Here is a 19,316-nt window from a genome sequence, read left to right as displayed (position 1 = left end):
CTTCTTCTTTCCTCTACGAGCCTGTTACTGCAGCAATTTCATCACGCATGGTCTGTATGACACTGGCATAATCATCCGCATTAAAAATAGCTGAGCCTGCCACAAACATATCTGCGCCCGCTTCTGCTATTTCACCAATATTTGAAACTTTGACACCGCCGTCCACTTCTAAGCGAATATCACGACCACTGTCATTAATTCGCTTGCGCACCGCTTTGAGCTTATCTAACGTTGACGGAATAAACGATTGACCGCCAAATCCGGGATTCACCGACATCAGCAAAATCACATCAAGTTTGTCCATAACATGATCTAAGTAATGTAATGGGGTCGCCGGATTCAAAACTAAACCCGCTTGACAGTCATGCTCATGGATTATCTGCAGTGTGCGATCAACATGCTCAGACGCTTCTGGATGAAAAGTGATGATAGAAGCGCCGGCCTTTGCAAAGTCGGGAATGATTCTATCCACCGGCTTTACCATTAGGTGCACGTCGATGGGCGCTTCAATGCCATAGTCCCGCAATGCCTTGCACACCATCGGACCAATGGTCAGGTTCGGCACATAATGATTGTCCATTACGTCGAAGTGGACAACATCGGCGCCAGCATTTAATACGGACTCAACTTCTTCACCTAAACGCGCAAAATCTGCGGACAGAATAGAAGGGGCAATTAAAGGCTTCATCGTTATTTATCCCAAGGTGTCAAAAGTGGCGGCTATTGTAGCAGCTAACCGAGGACAAAAAAATTCGTATCGATGACTAGAATTTTTACAAAATCGCTGATAAATTGTTCAGTCTAATGCTTTTGGGGGACGTTATGCGCTTATCTATAGTTACTCTATCACTGACACTGATGGCTCTTGCCTCAGTTGCAGCGGTAACGCCTAGCACTCTGTTTGCCCAGCAAAATGCCACTCAGCAATGCCAGCAGCTTCTGGCTGGTAGCGAAAACTCTCAAGCAAAAAAAGAATGTGAACTGGCAGCCGAAGAAGTCACCTGGGGTGACTGGCTAAAAGGCCACAGTCGTTCAGTACAGTTTCATTTCTTCGATTTAATAGAGCTTTTCTCGAGCTCTAGCGATGCTCAAAAAGAACGCTACAAAAACAACTACTCTCGTTAAGACGTACATGCATGTCTGAACAGCAAGAAAACACACACCAAAAACCCGGTTTTATTAGCATGGTTATCAGTGTACTGGCTGCGTTTTTGGGTGTACAAACCGAAAAAAACCGCCAACGAGATTTCCAACATGGTAACCCAAAAGCCTACATCATCATTGGCGTTGTTCTGACCATCCTGTTTGTTTTAGGTCTGGTTGGCATTGTAAATCTGGTCATGGCCAACGTGGCGTAATCCACCTGTAGCCTGATGCTACTGCATCAGGTGAGAGCTATGAGCGTTAAAGAAAGTCTCAATAATTGAGCATTGGCGCAAGTGACCATCCCGCACCTGACGTAAATAACGTCAGGCTACGGGTACTTATAGCCTCAGCGCCTCAGTGTTAGGCAGCCTTGATGCCACTATGACGTAGCAACGGTTCCACGCTAGGTTCGCGACCACGGAACTCCTGGAATAAGTCAGCGGCTTTGCGGCTGCCACCGCGCTCCAGAATAACTTGCAGGAAGTCACGCCCGGTTGCGGCACTGAAAATGCCTTCTTCTTCAAAGCGTGCAAATGCATCTGACGACAGTACTTCCGCCCATTTGTAGCTGTAGTACCCCGCAGCATAACCACCGGCGAAGATATGACCAAAGCTGTGCTGGAACCGATTGTACTCTGGCGGAATGCGAACCGACGTCTGCTCACGAACTTCACTCAAAATTTCGCTGATACGCGCGCCTTTGCTTTCATCAAACTCGTGGTGAATGCGCATATCAAACAACGAAAACTCTAATTGACGCATCATTTGCATAGCCGACTGGTAGTTACGTGCCGCCAGCATTTTATCCAGCAATTCCTGTGGTAATGGTTCTCCGGTTTCATAATGGCCAGAAATCAGTGCCAGTGCCTCAGGCTCCCAACACCAATTTTCTAAAAACTGACTTGGCAGCTCTACGGCATCCCATTCAACACCGTTAATACCAGACAAACCAGCAGTATCCACCTGAGTTAACATGTGATGCAAGCCATGACCAAACTCATGGAATAACGTCAGCACTTCGTCATGAGTAAAGAGCGCCGGTTTACCGCCCACGGGCTTATTAAAGTTACAGGTTAAAAACGCTACCGGGTTTTGCAGTTCACCGTCGGCATGCACTCGGCGACCAACAAAGTCAGCCATCCAAGCTCCTCCACGTTTTCCCTGACGGGCGTACAAATCTAAATAGAAGCTGCCACGCAAGTGACCATCGGCGTCGTGAATACGGAAAAAACGCACGTTGTCATGCCAGGTTTTTACGTCTTTTTGTTCACTCACTGTCATGCCAAACAAGCGCTTAACCACTTCAAACAAGCCATTTAACACTTGCTGTTCCGGGAAGTATGGACGCAGTAACTCATCGGAAATCGAATAACGTTGCTGCTTCAGTTGCTCACTGAAATACGGCACGTCCCAGGCTTCCATTTTTTCGACGCCCTGCTCTTTGGCAAAAGCTTCCACCTCAGCATATTCTTCTTTTGCCTGTGGCATAGATTTGCCGGCTAAGTCTTTTACAAAGTCCAGCACCTGCTCTGGTGACTCCGCCATTTTTGTTGCTAACGACATTTCGGCAAAGTCATTAAAGCCAAGCAACTTAGCCATTTCATGACGTAAAGCCAGGGTCTCATCCATAACCGCCGAGTTATCGAATTTACCGCCGTTAGGGCCGGTTTCTGAAGCGCGCGTCACGAAGGCCTGATACATTTCTTTGCGAAGTTCTCTGTCTTCGGCATACAGCATCACAGGTAGGTAGCTCGGAATGTCCAGAGTAAATAACCAGCCTTCTTTTTCCTGATCTTCGGCTGTTTCTTTCGCCGCTTCTTTAATGCTGTCAGGCAACCCGGATAAGCGACTTTCCTCCGTAATTAAGCAAGTCCAGGCATGAGTCGCATCCAGCAAGTTGTTACTGAAGGTTGAGGATAAATCAGACAGCCGCGACGAAATTTCAGCGTAGCGTTTCTTTTTGTCTGCTGGTAAATCCACACCCGACAAACGAAAGTCACGTAGGGTATCGTTAATAAGCTTTTGCTGGGCTTCAGTCAGTTCTGGAAACTCGCCACTGTTACGTAGCGTTTCATAGGCATCAAACAGGCCTTTGTGCTGACCCACATAAGTCGCATAGTCAGACAATAATGGCAAGCAAGCATCATGCGCTTCACGCAACTCAGGCGTGCTGACAACCGAATTTAAATGCGACACCGGCGCCCACACATGCTCTAACTTTTCATCAGCGTCGGTTAAAGGCTCAATTAAGCCGTTCCAGCTGAAATCTCCTCTCGCCAGCACGTCTTCAATCGTTTGTCGCGCGTCATTAATACGCTGCTCCACCGCAGGTTTTACATGCTCTGGCTTAATGCTTTCAAAGTCAGGAAGTTGACCTTGTTCAAGTAGCGGGTTCTGGCTCATTGTTACCTCAATTTTTTCAAAATGCTTACAGTGGATATTGGGGCTTTAGGCTAATCTTCAAGCACGCTTGTATGGTTTCCTTCGTTTTTTACGGTATTATCAAATCGTTAATAAATCAGAATAAAGGTAAATGTCATGTCTGACACCTCTTTTCGCTCTTTGCGCCTAATGGCGGGAATTACCGCCATTATCACTTTAAGCGCCTGTAGTAACCTGAGTGGTACACAACCAACCAGTGAATCTAAGCCGGCGGAAGTTACCGGTACTGGCCAGTTAACACCTGAAAAGATCTTTGCCAGCGACACCTTTAACGTTGAGCGCCCCGCGCCGACTCGTTGGCTGGAAGATGGCTCGGGTTATACAACGTTGGAAGAATCCGAGTCTGCCAAAGGCCGCGATATTGTCCGCTACCATCCGGAAACGAATGAGCGCACGGTGCTAGTCAGCGCCGAACAACTCACCCCGAGTGGCAAAGATCAAGCATTGGATATTGCTGACTACGTCTGGTCTGACGATGGCAACAAAGTCTTAATTTTTACCAATACAAAGCGCTCATGGCGCACGCATACGTTGGGTGACTATTGGGTCTTAAACCGTAGCAATAATGAGCTGAAACAGCTGGGTGGCAATGCGCCAGAGTCCACGCTGCAGTTTGCCAAGTTTAACCCGCAAGGAACCAGAGTTGCCTACGTCATGCAGAACAACATTTACGTGCAGGACTTAAACAACTTCCGCATTAACAAACTGACCAACGACGGTAGTGACACCATCGTAAACGGTACTTTCGACTGGGTGAATGAGGAAGAATTCTTCCTGCGCGACGGTTTCCGCTGGAGCCCGGACGGGCAGCACATTGCCTACTGGCAGTTGGATACCGAGGGCACGCCGGTGTTCACCATGATTAATAACACCGACGAACTCTACCCGACGCTAAAAGAATTTCCTTACCCGAAAGTCGGTGAAACCAACGCAGCTATGCGTATTGGTGTTATGCCTGCCAGCGGTGGGAAAACACAGTGGATGGATATTCCGGGTGACCCGCGCCAACATTACCTGGTGCGCATGCAATGGGCGGGCAACAGTAAGCAACTGCTTATTCAGCAACTGACTCGCAAACAACACATTAACCGCGCGTTCATCGCTAATATAGATTCTGGCAGCGCACAGGAGCTGCTGCGTGAAAGTACAGACTCATGGGCTGAGTACGTCGATGACATTCACTTCCTGAATAATGGTAAAGAGTTTACCTGGTTAAGTGAACGCAGCGGCTATCGTCATATTTATCGCGTGTACCGTGACAGTGGACGCATTAGCGCTATTACCCGCGGCAACTGGGACGTTGTCGATGTACTGCGTGTCAACGAAGCAGACGGTTGGGTGTACTTTATTGCGTCACCTGAAACTCCTTTAGAACGTTATTTGTTCCGCGCCAGCTTAGATGGTAGCGGTCGCTTAGAACGCCTGACACCAGACATGGACGGGACGCACAGCTACAGTATTTCGCAAGACGCCAAATACGCGGAGCACACCTTCAGTGCAGTTAACCAAGTACCGGTGACTACGATGATCTCTTTGCCAGATCATAAAGTGATTCGTACGGTCGTTGATAACAATGATGTCCAAAAAGCGGTCAAAAACGTTGAGAAACAACCGGTTGAATTTTTCCGGGTAGAAGCTCGCGACGGTTTAGAGCTGGACGGCTACATTATGAAGCCAACTGACTTCGACCCCAGTAAAGAGTATCCCATTTTGTTCTACGTTTACGGCGAACCCTGGGGACAGACAGTAGCTAACCGCTGGGGTGGCTCGTTGTATTTGTGGCACACCATGCTGACACAGCAGGGCTATATTGTTGCCTCAATAGATAACCGGGGCACTAAATCACCACGCGGTTTTGACTGGCGTCGTTCTATCTATAAAAATCTCGGTGTTGTCACTGTACGCGACCAGTACGACGCACTTCAGCAAATACTGGAACGCTGGGACTTTATTGATGAAAGCCGCGTTGGTATCTGGGGCCACAGTGGCGGCGGCTCACAAACACTGAATGCGCTGTTCCGTTACCCGGACGCCTACGACATGGGTATGGCACTGGCACCGGTGCCAGACTTAACCTTGTACGACACCATTTATCAGGAGCGTTACTCTGGGTTATTGCCTGAGTCAGCGGAGCGTTACAAAGAAACATCGGCGATTACACACGCCGAGAACCTGGAAGGCGACTTATTGTTAGTACATGGCACAGGGGACGACAACGTCCACTTCCAGGGCAGTGAGCGCTTAGTTAACGAGCTGATTAAACACGGTAAGCAATTCGAGTTTTTCGCCTACCCGAACCGCTCTCATGGTATTTATGAAGGTGAAGGCACCACCTTACACCTGCGCACCATGATGACCGAGTTCGTGAAAGAGAACTTGCCGGCAGGCGGTCGCTAAGAGCAGCTTTATAAACTGATCTTTCGATTACCTCTATCGGTATAAACAACGTGACAACCCCGTGTCTTTATTTGCAAGATACGGGGTTTTTATTCAAGATATGCGCAGTTTTTGAATTAAGCACAGGAGTTAAGCAGTATGAGCAGACATTATGACTATCTGGCGATAGGTGCCGGCAGTGGCGGTATTGCCTCAGCCAACCGCGCCGCTATTCGTGGTGCAAAAGCCGCCGTTATTGAAGCTAAATTCGTTGGTGGCACCTGCGTAAACGTGGGCTGCGTGCCTAAGAAAGTCATGTGGTATGGCGCTCATATTGCCGAAGCCGTTAAATACTCACCCTCGTATGGCTTTAACCTGGAGCAAAAGGGCTTTGACTGGGCAACTATGGTGAAAAACCGGGAAGCGTACATTGAACGTATTCACGGAGGCTATCATCGTGGTTTCCAAAGCAATGGCGTTGAGTTCATAGAAGGCTTTGCCAAGTTTGTCGACCACCAAACGGTTGAAGTTAATGGCGAGAAAATTACTGCCGACCATATTACCATTGCGACCGGCGGCCGCCCGATGATTCCTGAAATTCCAGGTGCTGAGCATGGCATCGATTCTGACGGCTTTTTTGCGTTAACCGAGCAGCCTAAAAAGGCGGCCGTTGTCGGTGCCGGCTATATCGCGGTTGAAATTGCCGGTGTTTTCCATGCCTTAGGCACGGACACGCACTTGCTGGTTCGTCGCGATCGCCCGCTGCGCACCTTCGACAAAGACATTACTGATGGCTTGCTTGAACGCATGAAACAAGACGGCCCTGAGCTGCATACCGAAACCACCGTACGTGAAGTCGTTAAACAGGACGACGGGACACTGACCCTGCATTTTGAAAACGGCAAAACAATGGAAGGTGTTGATTGCCTGGTATGGGCCATTGGCCGCGTGCCGTCTACTGACAACATCAACCTGGAGTGCACCGGTGTTGAACTCGACAAAGACGGCTTCATTCAAGTCGACAAATTCCAGAACACCAATGTGCAAGGCATTTATGCGGTCGGTGATAATACTGGCGCCGCAGCGCTAACACCCGTCGCGATTAAAGCAGGTCGCCAATTAGCAGAGCGCCTGTTTAACAACATGCCAAACGCGCACATGGACTACGAAAATATTCCTACCGTTGTGTTCAGTCACCCAACCATTGGTACTGTTGGTTTGAGCGAAGAAGACGCCAAACTGAAGTTCGGTGAAGAGAATATTACCGTTTATAAGTCCTCGTTCGCGGCTATGTACAACGCTGTCACCCCACACCGCGCCCTCAGCTACTTTAAGCTGGTTTGCCACGGTAAAGAAGAAAAAGTGGTTGGCATTCACGGTATTGGCGAAGGTATGGATGAAATTTTACAAGGCTTCGCCACCGCGCTGAAAATGGGGGCTACCAAAGCTGATTTAGACTCAACTGTGGCGCTGCACCCTACGAGCGCAGAAGAGTTTGTTACTATGCGTTAAAGGTAAAAAGCGTCGATAAAAGATAGGCTAACAACTTAGTCGCTTTTTGCGGCTAAGTTTATTTAAAAATAATCTAATGGATATCTGATGAGTTGCAAGGAAGGTATAGTAAAGTCGCTGAAACCAGTAAGTGGCTATGGTTTTATCGAAACAGGCTTTGGAGCTGATGTTTTTTTTCATGAGACCTCAATAGGGAAGACGCAATTTAACTCCTTAAAAATAGGACAACCATTAAGGTTTGAAATAAAGGTAACTTATAAAGGGTTAGAGGCTGTAAATATTGCTCTCTTAGAGGAGCCCTCGACACTACGTTTGTATAAAAAAGAATATGGTCTATTAGAGAGTAACAAGAAAGACATAGACAACAAGATTGTTTTTATCCGCCTCCCTGTTGTTTCCCAATGGTTTAAAACTATTGAGGAAGCGGAGTCCGATGTTCGTCAGTTTGCTTTAAAGCTCGGAGCAAATGCTCTTCTGTCTAAACAACAGCAAAAAGATAAAAGGAAATCGGACCATAACAGCTACATTTACCATGTTTACCGTGTAACTGCTGAGGCCTGTTTAGTAGCTAAAAAGGACTTTCAAGGTGACTTCAGTAAAGCTGATTTAGAAGCCCAGGCTTCAGCTATGGAGAGCACACTAGAGCAATTTAAAAGTGAATATGAAAGGCAACTGGGACGCTCTATATACGACTCAGCGGATATGACCTCTGAAAAAGTGTCCCATTTAGGAGGGGTCATATTTGGAATTATATTCTTTACTATTATCCTAATATTTATATCGCTTGGAATATAACTAAATTCAGTTACATTTGAAAAAGTAACTAAAAACGGTTACATAAGGAGCTGACGTCCTTTGAAGAAAGCGACAACGGAGGGTATTACGAGAGGGGTGATATTCTCGAATAGATAACCTAATAAGATATTAAGCTTTCCAACCGGCAGCTATTACTGCCATACCAGTTAAAGTAAAAGCAGTAACCACATATACACCGCCATAAGCTGCATAAACTCGGCTAATTGCCGCAGGTATCAATAACCATGCGCTTCCATCTTTTTTCAACCACAGGTAAGGTAAGTAGCAGCCTACAATTTCAGCAATAGCGGTTATAAAAAAACAGTCCGAGCGTTTTAGTGACTAATAAAGCAGACATAGTCAGCGCCTTTAGATAGGGAAATTAAATTATGCGTTCTACTATAAAAGAAATAATGACATACAACACCTTTCTCTCCAGTTGGTTCTTAGCTTTTACTCTGCTCTCTCTGAGCGTTGCTAAAGCCGCACCAGTAGAGCCCGAATGCAGTTATGATAAAGAAAAAATGCTGAAGCTAAGCCCCAGAGCATTTGATCAAAACTATGACGAAGGCTGGCCCTCATTAGCTAAAAATGGTGAATGCCTGAAACCAGCAGCGGATCTTATCCACCTTTATTACACTAAGAACAAAGTCTCGGAAGGCGCCATGAGAACATTGGTATGGCACGAAGGGCAACTTCGCGCTGAAACGAGGCAATATCAGCGCGCTATTGAGCTAATGGAGAAAGCAACCAAACCTGCTGAACAAGACAATTCCGGATGGAATCATTACGTTAACGCAACAATCGCGTTTTTAGAATCTGATTTAAATAAACTGAAAGCTTACAGGGAAAAGCTGGCTATGGTTCCAAAACCCGCCGGGTTTAACCCAAGAGATGCTGAGGGAAACCCTGTCGACGTGCCGTGGCCTCCTAATTTAAATATCGTTGATAGCTTTATTCGCTGCTTTGGCCAGACTTACGCTGAGGTCTATGCTGGGTGTTCTAAGAAATAGAGCTCGATGGTTGGTAAGCCTACCCAACCCACTCAAAGCATAATATCATCCTAACTAATACACCGAGCAAGAGACTGGTAAATGGCGAAATCAACTCTCGAACAATGGCGCATGTTTAAAGCAGTGGCTGATCATGGTGGCTTTATGCAAGCGGCTCAGCAGGTCCACAAAAGCCAGTCGAGCATTCATCACGCTGTTAATAAAATGGAAGAGCAATTAGGTGTTAATTTGTTTGAGGTCGATGGCCGCAAAACGGTGTTAACCCATGCCGGCAAACTCTTGCTACGCCGTATTAATTATCTGTTATCGGAAGCCGAGCGTTTTGAAAATGTCGCGCAGAACCTGAAAGAGGGCGTGGAGTCGACACTGAACATTGCTGTTGATGAAGCGTTTCCGAAAGAAGTGCTGTACGAGGCGCTAGAAAAAGTCTCTGAAGAATTCCCGCTGGTGCACATAGAAGTTATTGAAACCATATTAACCGGTGCCGACGAGCTTTTACGAAAAGGGTTAGCAACCGTTTCTCTATCGCCTTTCATGCTCGATAACGAACTCAGCGAGGCGCTTAGCGACGTTACCTTCATTGCCGTATGCGGCAAAGGCCATGCACTTGCATCAAAAGCGTCTGTCACTCTCGAAGACTTGAAGAATAGTCGTCAAATAGTCCTACGAGACTCAGGTATCGAGAAAAGCTCTGACATAGGTTGGCTGGGTTCTGAGCAGCGCTGGACCGTCAGCCATTTAACCACGTCTGTTGAGCTGATTCGCAAAAATCTCGGCTTCGCCTGGCTGCCTGAGTCGGCAGTGAAAGCCCATATTGACGACGGTAGCTTGGTAACATTAAACCTTGAGCGAGGCGCCACTCGCTCTATGCCCATTTACCTTAATTTCGAAGATGCAGACAGTGTCGGCCCGGTCGCCAGAAGCTTTATTGGCCACATCCGGTTTCTCACTTAAACACTCTGTTACAAATTACTAACAAAATAACTTCAAGCCTCTGAAGTGCCCGAGTATCATTGAGTCATTAAAGAATAAACGGGGACTCCAACATGAAAAAGCTACTCCTGGCGAGCGCTATTAGCTCTGCCCTGCTACTAACAGGCTGCGGCCAGACCGTTACTGAAACACCGAATACGCAAAGTATTGTCGCGGGTAAAGTGATTAAAAGCCCAAACGACGAGCGTGGCTATCGCGTGTTGAAACTCGATAACAACATTGAAGTTATGCTGGTGTCAGACCCTGATGTTGATAAGTCAGCGGCTTCCTTAAGTGTTGGTGTCGGTCTGTTGCAAGACCCTAAATCACAACAAGGCATGGCCCATTACCTGGAACATATGCTGTTTTTGGGTACGGAAAAATACCCGGACACCAACGGCTACAGCGAGTTTATGAGCAATAATGGCGGCAGCCAAAACGCGTCCACATGGCTGGACATTACTAACTACATGTTCAAGGTGAATAACGAGGCTTACGACGAGGGTCTGGATCGCTTTTCTGACTTCTTCAAAGCGCCAAAACTTTACCCTGAGTATGTGGATAAAGAGCGTAATGCGGTAAACGCCGAATGGTCGATGCGCCGTGAGATGGACTTTTTTGGTCAATTTAAACTCGGTCGTTTATTGCTTGGCTCTCACCCTTCTAACCGCTTCCTTATTGGCAACCTGGAAAGCTTAAGTGATAAAGAAGACAGTAAGCTGCACCAGGAAACTGTCGACTTCTATAACCGCTTTTACTCGTCAAACATTATGAAAGTGGCGATGATAAGCAACCGCTCGCTTGATGACATGGAAGCGCTAGCACGTAAGCATTTTGCCAGTATTGAAGATGACAAGATTGAAGAGCCGGAAGTGACCGCACAAATCAACTTTGATGATGTCGGTAAAAAGCGGATTCACTACGTGCCAAATGAAGATGTGAAGCAACTCAAACTCGAGTTCATCATCAATAATAATCAAGACCAATTTAAGGTAAAACCGAACCGTTACGTGAGCTACTTGTTAGGTTCTGAGATGCCAGGCACGCCAGCTCAGCAGCTAAAAGAAGCCGGGCTTATTTCGAATTTAAATGCCTCTGCGCAACCGACGTTTTACGGAAACTACGGCGTTATGCGCCTGGACATTGAACTGACTGACAGCGGCATGCAACAGCGTGACGATATTGTCGCTCTCATCATGCAGTATATTGACAAAGTGCGGGCTGAAGGGGTCGACAAAAAGTATTTCAATGAAATTAAAACCAGTCTAAACAACCGTTTCCGCTTCCTGGAAAAGGGTGATGAGTTTAGTTATGTGTCTAATCTTGCGCAAGCCATGCAAAATTACCCCGCTGAATACGCGATTAGTGCTCCTTACGAATACCAGGAGTTTGACCCTGAGGCCATTCGATCGGTGCTGTCGCAGTTAACCCCTGAACGCTTAAGAGTTTGGTACATAAGCCAAGACGAGCCACATGACAGCGAACTTGACTACTACGATGGTAAGTACAAAGTCACAGACATAACCGCCGAAGAAATTGCGAGCTGGAAACAAGAGCCAAAAATGGCCATTAACTTGCCTAAGGTCAACACGCTTCTGCCGGAAAGCTTCGAGATTAAAAATAACGATGCGTTTGAGAAACCTCAAGTGGTTATTGAAGAAGAAGGCCTGCAGGTATGGCAGTACCCAAGTCAGTTATACGGCGACCAACCACGCGGCATTTTCACTATTCAAATAAATAACCCTGCGTCGCTTCAGAATATTAAAGCCAACGTATTAGGCGCTTTGTGGAAAGATTTGTACAACATGAATGTTAGTGCACTGGACACCGAAGCCAACATTGCCGGTATGAATTTAAGCTTAAATGACACCACCGGTATGACGCTGACCGTGTCAGGCTTTACCGACAAGCAGCCACAGTTGCTTGAGCGTGCTATTGAAGGCTTAAGCTTTGAGGTTGAACCACAAGCCTTTAAACAAGCCGTTGACCGCTATGTTCGTGCGCTTAAGAATAAAGGTCAGCAGTTCCCTATTTACCAAAGCTTCGATGCCTATGGGCAGTTAATTCGCGAAGGTGGTTTTGAGCAGTCAGACTTAATAGACACAGCTCAGTCACTTACCAATGAAGAATTAGAAGCTTATATGGACACTCTGTTAGGTAATAATTCCATTCGCGTGTTTGCTTTTGGTAATTACGACAAGTCCGATTTAACAGAAGCCGTTAAGCGCGTTAAAGCCAGCTTACCTGAGAACCGGGAAGTCACTGACTTTGAGACCGCCGAATTCTGGGCTCCTCAATCAAACAAGGCCGTTGTACTACGCAGAAATCTTGAGGTGGCCGACGTTGCCTTAGTCGATGCGCACATTCATCCAGAGCCTGGCTTCAAAGCCCAAGCTGCGGGTACAGTATTACAAAGCCATTTCCGCACGGCAGCTTTTGATACCTTGCGTACCGAAGAACAGCTGGCCTATGCAGTGGGCGCTTTTGCACCATCGCTTGATCATTACGCAGGCTTTGGTCTATACATTCAAACGCCGGTTAAAAGCGTGGCGGATATGCAGGCGCGCTTTGACAAGTTCAAAGACGAATACTGGGCGCAACTTGAAGCAATGACCGAAGACGAGTTCGCTCAATTAAAACAAAGCGCCTTGATCACGTTAAAAGAAACACCGAAGAATATGCGCGAAGAAGTCGCTCCAATACTGTCAGACTTAGCGCTTGAACGTTATGACTTTGACAGTAAAGAGCAGCTAATTAAAGCCGTTGAAAGCACAACACTGGCAGACGCTAAGGCTTTCTATAAAGATACGCTAATGAACCCAGACGCCGCTCGCATTTCCGTACAGCTTCGCGGCGCTAAATTCTCTGACGAGCCATATGCCGACCTCCCGAATCAAACAATTGTGAAGGATTTGGCTTCGTTTCATCGAACCATGGAGACTCAATAATATTTGAGGATATATCATGAAAACACTAACTCAGTGGGTATTATTTACTGTTATAGCGGTGGCAGGTCTCTGCCACCCAGCGTCTTTCGCTAGCCAGCATGATTCTGATCTTAATGGCATGTGGCGTGGGGAGTTAGAAGTACAAGACGGCGTTAGCCTGACCATTGGCCTTTTAATAAAAGACGGTCAGCTAACTTTGGACAGCCCTAATCAAAGCATGTTTGAACATAAACCGACTGAGTTTTCTATTACTGAAAATACAGTCAGCTTTTCCGACAAAAGTTTAAACGCCAGTTACCAGGGAAAGTTGAGCGAAGGCGTTTTGAAAGGCACCTTTAAACAAGGTAAGTCGTTTAACCTGGACATGCACAAGCTGACTGAGAGTGATAAAGCCCGTTTAAAGTATGAAGCGACCTATGCCGGCAACCTAACAGTTAGCGAAAACAGCGCACTTCCGCTTCGACTTAATGTCGCTGTTGTTCACGATGGTTACATAGGCACGCTTGATAGCCCTGCCCAGCAAAGCTATGGCATTCCTCTAACTGAGCTTGTTATCAATGACAGTGAGCTCAGCTTTAAGTCTCCTATGCTGCAAGCCAGCTTCTCCGGTGAACTGACTGAGGACGGATACGCCGGTACTTTTACGCAAGGCAAAGATTTCTCACTCACCTTAAAGAAATTAGCGACGGGAGCGGAACAGGCTAACGCAGACGCACCCCAGCTTGGCAAGCACGGCGCCAGCGTCGTCGTTATAACGCCGGACAAAGTAGAGAAACAATTCTATGGTGACCATGATGACAATACGCTTTATGAGATTGGTTCTGTCACTAAGACGATGGTGGGGTATTTATTAGCTGAGGCCGCAATTAACGACAACCTGGATCTGAATACGTCCATTAATGAGTTTTGGTCAAAGGCCCCGACAGAGGCCACTTTAAAAGAGTTAGCGGTGCACCATAGTGGGCTGCCTCGTTTACCGGCTAATCTGTTTGACGAGGCTGACCAGAGTGACCCTTACGCTCATTTTGATGACTCCATGCTAGCGTCTTCACTGACGGGCACATCTGTTGGCGAAAAAGCTTACGAGTATTCGAATTTTGGCTATGGAGTGCTCGCAGAAGCTTTGGCTAAGCACTCTGACACATCATTTTCGGACTTATTACAAGCACGAATTTTTGAGCCATTTGGTATGACCGACAGTTATGTCGCATTAAACAGTGACTATAAACCGGAAAGCCTGACGGCTGGACACAATGTACTCGGTGAAGCGGTGCCTCATTGGCACTTCAAAGCACTGGCCGGCGCTGGCGCAGTGGTTTCAACCCCCAATGACATGGCTCGCTATATTCAAACGGTCATGGGAAAAAGCGCTAACGACAATAAGGTTGTATCAACATTACTCACACCCCGGAAAACTATCGAAGGCTGCTGCCAACAAGCCTTAAGCTGGATGATCAGTGAAGACAGTAACGGTAAGCCATATGCTTGGCACAACGGTCAAACGGCCGGCTTTAGCAGTTTTGTTGGCTTTTATTTAGACGGTAGCCGAGGGGTTGTCGTTCTAAATGCTCAGTCAGTTAACGTGAACAGTGATGCTCTTTCGCTACTGACTGAAACATCCAAGAACGAGAATTAAACCACGCCTTGTTCAATCATGGCGTCAGCGACTTTACGGAAGCCGGCTACGTTGGCACCCAATACCAGGTTTGACGGATGACCGAATTCCTCAGCCGTACGTTTCGCGTCTTTGAAAATGTTACGCATAATGCCTTTGAGCTTTTCATCCACTTCTTCAAACGACCAGCGCAACATACTGGCATTTTGCATCATTTCCAGCTGACTGGTAGCAACTCCTCCCGCATTCGCGGCTTTACCCGGACCGTAAGCGGTATTGCTTTCAATGAACAAGTCGACAGCTGCTTGTGTTGACGGCATATTGGCGCCTTCCACCACATATTTGCATCCGTTCTCCAATAGCGATTGGGCGTCTTTCTCGGTCAGTTCATTTTGTGTAGCGCACGGAAATGCGATATCCGCTTTGTAACGCCAGACGGTATGACCATCTTCCGGATAGTCATCTCGTGGCGTGTACTCGGCGTTACTATGAGTTTCTAAATACTCCTCTAAACGCCCATTTTGCTCTTCTTTTATACGTTTTACTAAGTCTAAGTCGATGCCGTTGTCATGGTAAATCGTTCCACTTGAGTCACTACAAGTCACTGGCTTAGCACCAAGTTCGTAGAGCTTTTCCATCGCGTAAATAGCCACATTGCCAGAACCGGATACCAGACAACGCTTCCCTTCTAATGAGTCATCTTTATCGTCCAGCATGCATTCGGCAAAATAAACGGCCCCATAACCCGTCGCTTCTTTACGAACAAAGGAACCACCCCAGAGCGTGCTTTTACCCGTAAGAACACCGTCGAATCGATTCGCTAAGCGTTTATATTGGCCAAACAGATAGCCAATTTCCCGTGTTCCGACACCAATATCCCCAGCAGGAACATCCGTATTTGGCCCAATGTGGCGATACAATTCGCTCATAAACGATTGGCAAAAACGCATGATTTCAGCGTCCGACTTACCTTTAGGATCAAAGTTGGAGCCTCCCTTACCGCCGCCAATAGGCAGGCCTGTCAGCGCATTCTTAAATATTTGTTCAAAACCAAGAAACTTTATAATTCCGGCATTAACGCTTGGATGAAAGCGCAAACCGCCTTTGTAAGGGCCTAATGCCGAATTAAATTCAATACGATACCCTTTATTGACCTGTATCTGACCGCTATCGTCCACCCAGGGTACACGAAACATCACTTGCCTTTCCGGCTCAACCAGACGCTCAATAATCGCTTGTTCTCGATATTTAGGGCGCTCCTCTAACAAAGGCTCTATCGATTCAAGTACATCTTCCACCGCCTGATAAAACTCCGACTGCGCCGGGCTGGTTTGCTTTAATGTCTCGATAGTGTCTTTTATATAGCTCATGTCCGCCCTTTTTATTAATTAATAGTATTTAATTTAACGTACTCCGTTAAATTTAGATCGCCAAGTACTTAAAACAAAAAAACCCGGTAGCAAGCCACCGGGTTACAAAACGCTCCAGCAGGGAGACTAGAACGATAAACGTGCGCCTAAGTAGAAACGACGGGGTTTAACCCAGTCAACTCCTTCGCCAAAGGCATAAACACCGTCACCAGCAACAAGATCTTGCTCGCGGCGTACCGCTTGATCATCCAGTGCGTTAAAGACATCCAGGAAGAATTCAGCTTTATAATCTTCACCGAAGTTATGGGTGTATTTAACACGAAGATCCAAAGTGCCATAAGCAGGAGACTCTTGAGAGCCAATAGAGTCCTCGGCTAACCAGTTTGTGGTCACACCGCCATACTCGTAAGCATCCCCTTGCAACGGTAAGTGTCGACCGTAAATTGACCATGTACGGCTATAGATGGTACCTGAATTCCAGTTATAAACAGCACCCACTTCAATACCGTTATCAAACTTATAGCTACCGAATAATTTAACCAAGTGTTCCATATTACCTGGTTGATCACCATAAGTTCCTGGAGCTCTTGGATCTAACCATACAACGTCACCCTGGAAGTCGGCATTACTATCCGAGTTACTGTTACCTTTAGCATCGTTGTAAGTCCACGACGCATTGAAGAACCAGTTGTCTGATGGCGTTCTATGCTTAGTGAACGCTACCTGCAAACCTTGGTAGTCACGCTTAGCGCCTGCTAACGTTCCAATCACGTAGTTAGAACCTGGGTTCTCCTCATAACCAAAGTATGAAAGTGGCAAGTAGAACTCTGTTCCCTCTAATTGCTCGGTATATAAACCAAGGTCATAATCTTCCAGGATATCTTTGGTTGTACGATCCGTATAAGTCACTTCTACGCTCATGTTATCCGCAATATTTGTGGCGTAACCAAGCAAGATCTCATCGGTATACGGGGTTTTTGTGGTTGGCGCGAAAAACGCATCCTGAACTTGCTCACCACCGCGCACGCGATAAGTTAACCAGCGATCTTCCAGGTAAATTTGTTCATGACGAACAGGACCAGTTAAGTTACCGGCAAAGTCTGTCATGTTGGTACGAATTGGATCGTAGTAACGACCAACAAAGCCCCACACTTTACTCGAACCATCTATGTCGTATACAACACTGAAACGCGGCGCAACTTCCCAATCAAATTCAGCAATTTTATCGCCTTTAGACGAGAAGTGTTCCCAAGTTTCAGCGCGAAGGCCGGCATTGACTGTCCATTGATCAATTGTCCAGGTATCTTGAACAAAGAACGTTTTGCCTTTTGTTTCCATCTGAACCTGAGCTGTTTCAATCTCGTTATAACGGTAAACGTTGACATCTCCTGTCGGGTTTCCTTCAGTCGAGTCAAAAACGACACCATTACGCAGTTCGTCAGGCGTTATAGTGCCATCGCCATTGCTGTCATAGCGAGATTCGTACAAAGCAGCGTCTTCACTTTCTTGCATACCGGTTATCAGTCGTTCCAGGTCGTCAGCTGATAAGCTAATTTCACCAACCCAATTTTCACCACTGAGATACTCATCCATTGTTGTACCACTTTCTCTAGCACCAATAGACGTATACTGAGCACCATCACCCGTAACTTGACTGTCCTGGATATTTTCGTTGACCGTATAGACAAAGCCAGCTTTCAACTCATGGCTACCATAGTCATAAGTATCCAGGAAGTATTCAAGTGTTGCCTGATACTCGTCTTTATTACGGAAATTAATTGAGTTAACACCGTAACCGCCTTTATCGGTATCAGCGTTCGTTGGTTCAAAACCGCCGTTAGTTCGATAAGCAACGTCATTTCGAGTCGAATTATCCGCAGCTAAATTTGAGACTTCACCTTCATGACTTGAAGCCTTTAAAGTAAGAATAAAGTTGTCCCAGTAACGAGAATATTCTATCCGGTAGTTATCCCCACCTTGCTCCTGAGCTCTATCCCTGTTATTCAATACCGTCGGGTCATCTGAACCACTAATTTCTCTAGGGTCATTAAACCAGCTCGCCACAAACCGGTCATTCGCGGTTGGCTGCCAGGTTAATTTAAAGAAGCCAAGATCTTGCTCATCGCTGATGCTACGTAACTTCGTATCCGTAACCGGATCAGTCACGTCTTCTTCGCGCTCTTTAATTTGGTATGAACCAAAGAACCAAAGTTCATCTTTGATGATTGGACCACCTAAAGTGACCGCAGTATCAAAAGTATCAAAGCTATTTTGAGAAAGGTGCTCGTTATCAGCGACCAAGCTATCGTTCTGGAAATAGTAGTTAACTGAGCCGCTCCACTCGTTACTACCAGACTTCGTGATAACTCGAGTCACCAAGCCCTGACCACCGGCATATTCTGCAGGAATACCACCGGTTAAGATACGCTGCTCCTGAATAATTTCAGAGTTGATATTTGCGCCAAAGGTGCCGGTCTGGTTGTCGGTAACATTAACACCATCAAGGTAGTACACGTTATCTGAAGAAGAGCCATACTCACCGCCGATGTCGGAATAGTTAACACCTGACTTGGACGATGGGTTGCCATCAAGTGAAGGCTTGGTACTTGGTGCGAGTTGCAAGTAATCCTGGAAGCTACGAGCCGTTGGCAATGATTCCGTCATATCGAGTGTAACGGAAGTCCCCGTTGTAGAGGAAGTCGTATCAATTGTCGACATCGCGCGACCGGTAACCTCGATGGTTTCAATATCACCACCCGCACGGCTCAACGCATAGTTTAGTTCAAACGTTTGGCCTGATGAAACACGAACATTACCAGATTCAAAGTCCGAGTAACCCTCTTCAACAACTTCAACCTGATACTCACGAGATGGCTGTAAGCCGCCTAAGCGAACATAACCGTCTTCATCAGTTTCAGCTGTCCGTGAGACTAATGTATCTGGAGCGCTGACACTAACCGTTGCATTAGGAACAGGGTTACCCTGACTATCTGTGATTTGAATACGAAGCGTACCGGTATCCTGAGCGTAAGCTGAGGACGCAACACCGAGAGCGGCAGCGACCGATAACGCCGTGAGCGTTCTTTTAAGTCTTAGCATTATTGTTCTCTCCTTAAACAAACGCCAC

At 46.7% G+C, this 19,316-nt stretch carries 13 protein-coding genes and 1 pseudogene; 9 read left to right on the top strand and 5 right to left on the bottom strand.

The window, feature by feature from the left end; translation table 11 throughout:
* Nucleotides 1-13: 13 nt before the first annotated feature.
* Nucleotides 14-688 (bottom strand): ribulose-phosphate 3-epimerase, encoded by a 675-nt coding sequence (gene rpe, locus EST55_RS12000; RefSeq protein WP_129497645.1) that lies wholly within the window; start codon nt 686-688, stop codon nt 14-16.
* Nucleotides 689-822: 134 nt separating this feature from the next.
* Between rpe and EST55_RS11995 the strand changes: the two genes are divergently transcribed.
* Both EST55_RS11995 and EST55_RS11990 read left to right on the top strand, forming a co-directional pair.
* Nucleotides 823-1,125 carry a hypothetical protein gene (locus EST55_RS11995; RefSeq protein WP_129497644.1) on the top strand — a complete coding sequence of 101 codons (303 nt, stop codon included), beginning with the start codon at nt 823-825 and terminating at the stop codon, nt 1,123-1,125.
* Nucleotides 1,126-1,136: 11 nt separating this feature from the next.
* A complete protein-coding gene (locus EST55_RS11990; RefSeq protein ID WP_129497643.1) occupies nt 1,137-1,358 on the top strand; it encodes a DUF2970 domain-containing protein in 222 nt (73 codons plus the stop codon).
* Between the two features lie 148 nt (nt 1,359-1,506).
* Here EST55_RS11990 and prlC read toward each other — a convergent pair whose 3' ends face one another.
* On the bottom strand, nt 1,507-3,549 hold the full coding sequence (prlC, locus tag EST55_RS11985; RefSeq protein ID WP_129497642.1) for an oligopeptidase A: 2,043 nt from the start codon (nt 3,547-3,549) through the stop codon (nt 1,507-1,509).
* A gap of 135 nt (nt 3,550-3,684) precedes the next feature.
* Here prlC and EST55_RS11980 point away from each other — a divergent pair, with 135 nt between their 5' ends.
* From EST55_RS11980 to EST55_RS11970, 3 genes are all read left to right on the top strand, one after another.
* Entirely contained in the window at nt 3,685-5,985 is a 2,301-nt protein-coding gene (locus tag EST55_RS11980; RefSeq protein ID WP_129497641.1) for a S9 family peptidase, read from the top strand.
* 138 nt (nt 5,986-6,123) lie between these two features.
* A complete protein-coding gene (gene gorA, locus EST55_RS11975; protein ID WP_129497640.1) occupies nt 6,124-7,476 on the top strand; it encodes a glutathione-disulfide reductase in 1,353 nt (450 codons plus the stop codon).
* Nucleotides 7,477-7,563: 87 nt separating this feature from the next.
* Nucleotides 7,564-8,271 (top strand): cold shock domain-containing protein, encoded by a 708-nt coding sequence (locus tag EST55_RS11970; protein ID WP_129497639.1) that lies wholly within the window; start codon nt 7,564-7,566, stop codon nt 8,269-8,271.
* Between the two features lie 219 nt (nt 8,272-8,490).
* Here the strand turns inward: EST55_RS11970 and EST55_RS12425 are convergent.
* Nucleotides 8,491-8,629: pseudogene (locus EST55_RS12425) on the bottom strand (hypothetical protein); the annotation flags it as partial.
* Between the two features lie 31 nt (nt 8,630-8,660).
* On the opposite strand from EST55_RS12425, the gene EST55_RS11960 reads away from it, so the two are divergent.
* The 4 genes from EST55_RS11960 (at nt 8,661) to EST55_RS11945 (ending at nt 14,840) form a co-directional block, all read left to right on the top strand.
* The gene (locus EST55_RS11960; protein ID WP_129497638.1) at nt 8,661-9,284 is read left to right on the top strand and encodes a hypothetical protein; all 624 of its coding nucleotides are present in this window, start codon (nt 8,661-8,663) and stop codon (nt 9,282-9,284) included.
* Nucleotides 9,285-9,365: 81 nt separating this feature from the next.
* On the top strand, nt 9,366-10,238 hold the full coding sequence (locus tag EST55_RS11955) for a LysR family transcriptional regulator (RefSeq protein ID WP_100691371.1): 873 nt from the start codon (nt 9,366-9,368) through the stop codon (nt 10,236-10,238).
* A gap of 92 nt (nt 10,239-10,330) precedes the next feature.
* The gene (locus EST55_RS11950) at nt 10,331-13,204 is read left to right on the top strand and encodes an insulinase family protein (RefSeq protein WP_129497637.1); all 2,874 of its coding nucleotides are present in this window, start codon (nt 10,331-10,333) and stop codon (nt 13,202-13,204) included.
* Between the two features lie 16 nt (nt 13,205-13,220).
* Complete coding sequence (locus tag EST55_RS11945; RefSeq protein WP_129497636.1) at nt 13,221-14,840, top strand: serine hydrolase domain-containing protein; 1,620 nt, start codon at nt 13,221-13,223, stop codon at nt 14,838-14,840.
* Here the strand turns inward: EST55_RS11945 and gdhA are convergent.
* Nucleotides 14,837-16,189 (bottom strand): NADP-specific glutamate dehydrogenase, encoded by a 1,353-nt coding sequence (gene gdhA, locus EST55_RS11940; RefSeq protein WP_129497635.1) that lies wholly within the window; start codon nt 16,187-16,189, stop codon nt 14,837-14,839. The two genes, EST55_RS11945 and gdhA, sit on opposite strands and share 4 nt — an antisense overlap.
* Nucleotides 16,190-16,315: 126 nt before the next feature.
* Nucleotides 16,316-19,288, bottom strand: a complete 2,973-nt coding sequence (locus EST55_RS11935; RefSeq protein ID WP_100691367.1) for a TonB-dependent receptor — start codon at nt 19,286-19,288, stop codon at nt 16,316-16,318.
* Nucleotides 19,289-19,316 lie beyond the last annotated feature (28 nt).

It is taken from the genome of Idiomarina sp. 29L (genome assembly GCF_004123135.1).
Classification (GTDB): domain Bacteria; phylum Pseudomonadota; class Gammaproteobacteria; order Enterobacterales; family Alteromonadaceae; genus Idiomarina.
The sequence above is the reverse complement of the archived record's forward strand: the minus strand, read 5'-3'. Positions and strand labels throughout refer to the sequence as shown.